Origin of the sequence: Pseudonocardia pini (assembly GCF_013870575.1) — a bacterium.
GTDB classification, from domain to species: domain Bacteria; phylum Actinomycetota; class Actinomycetes; order Mycobacteriales; family Pseudonocardiaceae; genus Pseudonocardia; species Pseudonocardia pini.
This window is the reverse complement of record NZ_JACBXB010000569.1, coordinates 1-3,721: the sequence shown is the minus strand read 5'-3', so window position 1 is coordinate 3,721 and position 3,721 is coordinate 1. Positions and strand designations below refer to the sequence as shown.

2 protein-coding genes and 1 pseudogene are annotated in these 3,721 nt (G+C 73.2%); 2 read left to right on the top strand and 1 reads right to left on the bottom strand.

The genetic code is table 11. The annotated features are described in order from the left end of the window. Together H5J29_RS24855 and H5J29_RS24850 are read left to right on the top strand one after the other, a co-directional pair. On the top strand, positions 1 to 801 hold an 801-nt coding region (locus H5J29_RS24855), incomplete at its 5' end, for a LacI family DNA-binding transcriptional regulator (RefSeq protein WP_181783449.1). Beyond that, positions 798 to 2,066, top strand: coding sequence for a DUF4032 domain-containing protein (locus H5J29_RS24850; RefSeq protein WP_181783448.1), 1,269 nt, complete (start codon positions 798 to 800; stop codon positions 2,064 to 2,066). The genes H5J29_RS24855 and H5J29_RS24850, both read left to right, overlap by 4 nt. Positions 2,067 to 2,664: 598 nt before the next feature. On the opposite strand, the pseudogene H5J29_RS24845 reads toward H5J29_RS24850, so the two are convergent. After that, positions 2,665 to 3,721: pseudogene (locus H5J29_RS24845) on the bottom strand (hypothetical protein); the annotation flags it as partial.

The following is a 3,721-nucleotide window of genomic DNA, read 5'->3' as shown; positions in this document are numbered from 1 at the left end:
ACCGCCCGCTGGTACTTCGGCGCGCTGCTCGAGGGGCTCGCCGGGGCCCTGCGCCGAGCGGGGCTCGACCTGCTGCTGCACCTCGTGGGAGACGCCGACGACCGGGCCGAGGTCTTCCGCAGGCTCCCTGCGCGACGCACGGTCGACGCCGTCGTCGCGCTGGCGTTCCCGGTGGACGAGACCGAGCGGGAGCGGCTGGAGGGGCTGGACGTCACGGTCGTCGCGGTGGGCGGGCAGATCGGCACCCGCCCGTACGTGACGATCGACGACCTGGCCGCGGGCCGCCAGGCCGTCGACCATCTGGTCCACCTGGGCCACACCAGGATCGCGATGATCGAGACGCTCGACCCGGACCAGCCCGGGGACCCGCCCGCGGGCAGGAGGCTCGCCTACGAGCGGGCACTGGCCGACGCCGGCATCGGGATCGACCCGGACCTCACGGTGAGCGTGGACTGGGGCGGCGAGGAGGGGGCCGAGGCGATGGCCAGGCTGCTCGGGGTGCGGAACCCGCCGACGGCGGTCTACGCGCACTCGGACGAGGTCGCGTTCGGCGCGGTCCGCACGCTCCGCCGGGCGGGTCTGCGGGTGCCCGCGGACGTGTCCGTGATCGGGATCGACGACCATCCGCTGGCCGCGCTCACCGACCTCACCACCGTGCACCAGCCCGTCCGCGAGCAGGGCGCGCTGGCGGGCCACATGATCGCCACCGCACTGAGCGGCGGGGACCCCGGCACCGGCATCGTCCTGCCCACGCGGCTGGTGGTGCGCGGGAGCACCGGCCCGCCCCGGGGTCTGCGATGAGCACGCCGGAGCTGACCCTGCGCGACCTCTCCCCGGGGCTGCTCGCGCTGCCCTGGGACCAGCCGCTCGCCGAGTGGAGCCCGGCCGAGGTCCCGTTGCGGGACATCGCGGTGGGGCCGAGCAGGCACCTCGTCCGGTTCGTCGAGACGGACGGGCGGCGGTGGGCGCTCAAGGAGCTGTCGCACCGGGTCGCCCGGCGTGAGTACTCCGTGCTGCGGGCGCTCGAGGAGGAGGGACTGCCCGCCGTCCGGCCCGCGGGGGTGGTGTTCCAGGCCCCGTCGACCAAGGAGGACACCGCCATCCTCGTGACCCGGTACCTGGAGGGGTCCTGGCAGTACCGGCGGCTGTTCATGCGGCTGCCCCCGAACCGGCCCGCGCACCGGGCCCGGCTGTTCGACGCGATGGCCGGGCTGCTCGTCGAGCTGCACCGACACGGCGTGTTCTGGGGTGACTGCTCGTTGGCCAACACGCTCTTCAGCCGGGACGGGCAGGTCCTGCAGGCCTGGCTCGTCGACGCCGAGACCAGCGAGGTCCATCCCACGCTGTCTCCCGGACAGCGGAACTGGGACCTGGACATCCTAGTGGAGAACGTGGCCGGGGGCATGATCGACCTCGCGGAGCGACTGGAGCGGCCGCCGGAGATCCATCCGCAGCTCATCGCCGAGGCGGCCGCGATCCCGGACCGCTACCACGCGCTCTGGGACGCCCTGCACGCCGCGCCGACGTACTCCTACGGCGACCGCTACCAGGTCGAGGGCAAGATCCGGGAGCTGAACGAGCTCGGGTTCGCCGTGGAGGAGGTCACCCTCCAGCCCGCCGGGGACGCGCCCGGTCGCCTGCGGCTGCAGGTCGGCGTGGGTGACCGCCGGTTCCACGCGCGTCGGCTGGCGCAGCTGACCGGCCTCGACGTGGGCGAGGGCCAGGCGACGGTGCTGCTCGGCGACCTGCAGGCGCACCAGGCCTGGCTGTGCCGTCGGGACGGGAGGGAGAGCTCCGACGCCGAGGCCGCGGCGAGCTGGCAGGAGATCTGCCTCCGACCGGGGATGGAGCGCGCTCACGCCGCCGTGGGCGGGATCGGGTCGCCGGTGCAGGCCTACTGCGACCTGTTGGAGGTGCGCTGGATCCTGTCGGAGCGGGCCGGCGCGGACATCGGGGACGCCGCCGCCCTCGCCGCCCTCGCAGGCCGCGCCCCCACCGACTCCGCGGCCAGAGCCGCGGTGGTGGAGCCCGGTACGGGGTGGTTCCAGGTTCTGGAGTCGCCGTAGGTGGCGCTGTTCAAGATCGCACGTTTCGTGCTGTCAGCGCGGCAAGATCGTGAGTTGGGTGGACGCAGCGCTGTCGGTGCAGCAGGGAGAGCACACAACCGCCGATCTTCAACAGGTGCTCGTAGGCCCACGCGCCCCGAGGGCGGGCCGCAGTCGAAACCCCGGCGCCGTTCAAGATCGCACGTTTCGTGCTCCCAACGCGGCAAGATCGTGAGTTGGGTGGACGCAGCGCTGTCGGTGCAGCAGGGAGAGCACACAACCGCCGATCTTCAACAGGTGCTCGTAGGCCCACGCGCCCCGAGGGCGGGCCGCAGTCGAAACCTCGGCGCCGTTCAAGATCGCACGTTTCGTGCTCCCAACGCGGCAAGATCGCGAATCGAGTGCACACAGCGCTGCCAGCGCAGCAGAGAGAGCACACAACCGCCGATCTTCAACAGGTGCTCACAAGCCCACGCCCCCCGGGCCGGGCCACGGTCAGCCCCCCGGCGCCGTTCAAGATCGCACGTTTCGTGCTCCCAACGCGACAAGATCGCGAGTCGAGTGCACACAGCGCTGCCAGCGCAGCGGTGAGAACACACAACCACCGATCATCAACTGTTCACTGACGCGGCGGGTCGACGGGAGCGTTCCCCTCACCGTTCGACTCCGCAGAACCCACCGCCACAGAGTCCACCACCGGCCCCACCACCCGAGCGATCCCGCCTCGCAAGGACCGAGCGGCCTCGCCGTACTCGCGCTCGATCCAGTAGTCCGAATGCCCCGCCTTCTTCGGCTTCGGGATCGGCGCCGCCTGCGGGACCGTGTGGATGGGGCCGCCGATCGGGTCCGAGTCCCGCCAGAGGTTCTGCCAGCGCTCCCCCACCCGCCGGCGGACCGTGGCGGTGGCCTCGTTCGTCACCTGGCCCGGGAAGAACTCGGCGTAGAGGTGCTCCCAGGGCGAGCCGTAGCTGAGCAGCGCGAGGCGGTCGTGCGGTCCGTCGTCGAGCAGGAGGGCGGCGTTGGCGATCACCGCGCCCTGGCTGTGGGGGGCGAGGAGCAGCGCGCCGCGCGGGCCGGCGAGCTCGGCTCGGACGCGGGCGGCCAGGGCGGGCACCGCCCGGTCCGAGTAGGTCGGCGGGGCGAGGGGATGGAACCAGCGCGGCCAGAAGGTACCGACGTCCCACAGGATCCCGACGCCCCGGCGCGCGCCCTGGCTGGTCAGCCCGGCGTAGATGCGGCCGAGGATCGCCGCGGTCGGCAGCACCACGGCCACGGCGAGGCACAGGTCCGCGAAGGTCTGCGGCGGGACGTCGACGCCCGCGACCCGCAGGGTCCGCCCCGCCACGACCGCCCAGAAGACGATCGCCCCCACCACCAGCACCCCGACGACGACGCCCGCGAGCACCGCCCGCCTACGTGCGACCAGCACGCACGCGAGCACCACCGGCGGGAGCACCAGCAGGCTCACGACCGCGAGGGCGAACCAGCGGGGCAGCGCCGAGACGGGGACGCCCGCGCGGACCTGCACCACCACCAGCACGGTGAGGACGAGGCCGAAGGCGCCCATCAGGGCCGTCAGCCAGGAGCCCCGGCCGGTCAGCGTGGGCACGGCGGCACCCGCCCCGACCCGGCGGATCGCCCTCAGCCACCGGATCACGGTGATCAGCAGGACGAGG